The sequence below is a fragment of the Streptomyces sp. NPDC041796 genome, assembly GCF_055590785.1.
Genome location: NZ_JBVJAH010000091.1, coordinates 1 through 2,303, shown reverse-complemented (window position 1 = coordinate 2,303; position 2,303 = coordinate 1). Strand labels below are relative to the sequence as shown.

General features: G+C 62.2%; 1 protein-coding gene and 1 pseudogene. Both read left to right on the top strand.

Going from position 1 to position 2,303, the window contains the following annotated elements; all coding sequences use genetic code 11:
- Positions 1–94: pseudogene (locus tag ACZ6C1_RS38955) on the top strand (IS5/IS1182 family transposase); the annotation flags it as partial.
- Positions 95–448: 354 nt separating this feature from the next.
- Entirely contained in the window at positions 449–2,152 is a 1,704-nt protein-coding gene (locus ACZ6C1_RS38950; protein WP_469247758.1) for a M12 family metallo-peptidase, read from the top strand.
- The last annotated feature ends 151 nt before the right edge of the window (positions 2,153–2,303 follow it).

The window sequence follows — 2,303 nt, the reverse complement described above, 5'->3', positions numbered from 1 at the left end:
GTGGCGACTGCTACGACGAGCCCGATGTTCCACCCGCCGCGTCAGCACCATCGTCCGAGCCGTTCACACGTTGCTGACCTGCAACTATTCAGGATCAAAGACGTTCACTGAATGCCTTCCAGATCGCCTTCGAAGGCCGCCTCACCCCCACCACCAGCCACTGACCTTTAACAACCAAGATCAGCTGTTGACTGGACACACCCTGCCGACGCGCGTCATACGCGCTGCTCAGGCTCGCGATGCGCGGTGACCTCACACGCACGGATACCCGGCACGGCACCGGTTCCCGCCGCTGCATGAATGACGTGCTCATCTGCTCAGAACCGGGATATAGACATCATCCCCGGCGGCAAGATCCCTCATAAAAACTATGCGTACCTCGCGGTTACCAGCGATCACCCTATTTGCGGTTCGATGTGCCAGCGTTCTCGGCGTCATGATGGCGCCCATGCTGCTTCTGATCGTGGCCGCTCCCGGGGCATCGCCGCACACGGGGCAGGTAAGCACCGGCGAGGGTGGCTCATCGGCTGGGTCGCTCCTCTCCCCTGACATCTCTGCCGGTGAACCCTCGCATGAAAAGGACCCGTGGGAGCTGCGCTCACGAATCGCCCGTATCGACCGCAAGGGCTTCGCGGAGGTATGCAGCCAGACAGAGAAACCGGCACGGCTCACCTTCAATCTGTTCGAGGACTTGCAGGTTACTGCGATAACAACCACAAGCAGGACTGACGAAAAGGGACTGCTCGAGTGGCGAGGCAAAGTCGAAGGCTCCGAGGATGAGCAGGTGATCCTCACCGCAAGTAACGCTTGCGGTGGTCCCGAGGAGCCTCTCGTCAGCGCCGATTTCAGCTTGAAGGGCCACCGCGTCACTGTTAAGCCCCTGCGCCCTGGCTTCGTACGAGTCGTAGAGGTCGATCCCAAGGTGCCCTTCACGGAGCCTCCCCTTCCGCCTGTCCCCTCTCAGCAAGGGGGCGCGCTTGGGGTGCAGGCACAGGCAAGCCCCTTGGCAACTTTCTCACGCCAGCCCGCCGCCACATGCACGGCCACGGGCACGACTTTGGACCTGTTGGCGCTCTACACTCCTCAGGCCGCAGCGTATCTCGGCGGTGACACCGCCATGGAAATGGCGATCACCAACGCGGTGACTTGGACCAATCAGACCTACGCCAACAGCGGCATCCGTGCCCGCATGCGGCTGGTACACACCCAAGAAGCCACGGGATACAACGGCGGTGAAGAAATCACCGCAGAGCTCCTGCAGAACCTGGCCGACTCGGCCGGTCCTGGACTGACCAACGTCAGCGACCTCCGCGATCAGTACGGCGCTGACCTGGTCACCCTCGTAACTATCAGCCCCAGCGGGGACTACGTGCTCGGAATCGGCTACACACCCCCGGAACCATCCCCTGCCACAGAACCGTACGGATTCTCGGTCACGAGCATCCGGTACAAGTTCCCCATGATCCTTGCGCACGAGACCGGGCACAACCTCGGTGCGAACCACGACTGGCTGACCACACCACGCCGCAACGATCTGCACCCCTACGACCACGGCTATGTGCCGCCCAGCAAGGCATGGCACACCGTCATGGCCTATAACTCTGCCTGCGACGGATGCAACGAAGCACCTCTGTACTCCAGCCCAAATAAGTTCTATCAGGGTGAAGCAGCCGGCATTGCCTACGGCCCCGGCGTGGAGCAGCCCGCAGACAACGCCCGTATGCTCAACGAGTTCGCCCCCGCCGTCGAGGCGTACCGGGCTGCCGTGACACCATCCGTATTATGCAGCCTCACCACGGAAGCGACCCCTGCTGAAGGGGGAACAGCCACAGCTGAGGTGCCCGGGCCGTACGCACCTGAAGTAAGCGTGACTGTCACGGCCAGTCCAGAGCCAGGCTTCGTATTTACAGGCTGGACACTCGACGGGCAGCCGTATGGCAGTGGTGATCCGACAGTCAGTGTCCGCATGGACAGCGACCACGTGCTGACTGCGAACTTCGACCCACTTGTGCAAATCCCGTTGATCGACCCCTGGTGCCTGGCCGCCGCTCTGCTGCTAGCGGGGATGGTAGCCAAACACCGCGCCCGAACTTTGACTCCCTTGCTCCAAGCCACCTCTCGAAGCAACTCACACGCCGCGCGACGACGGTGATCCATTGTGCCGCCCGTCAGCGCAGCGGGCTCGGTGAGCTTCTTCGAGTTGGCCAGTGATCGGGTGACAGGCGTGGGCTCGTAACGGACAAGGCTCCCGGACGGTTGAGCGAGAGATCTCACGTCTCAACTCGTTCGCCAGGGAGCCCTGT

Coding starts and splice junctions, on each gene's coding strand:
- ACZ6C1_RS38950 (WP_469247758.1), top strand. CDS start 449: ATGCTGCTTCTGATCGTGGCCGCTCCCGGGGCATCGCCGCACACGGGG.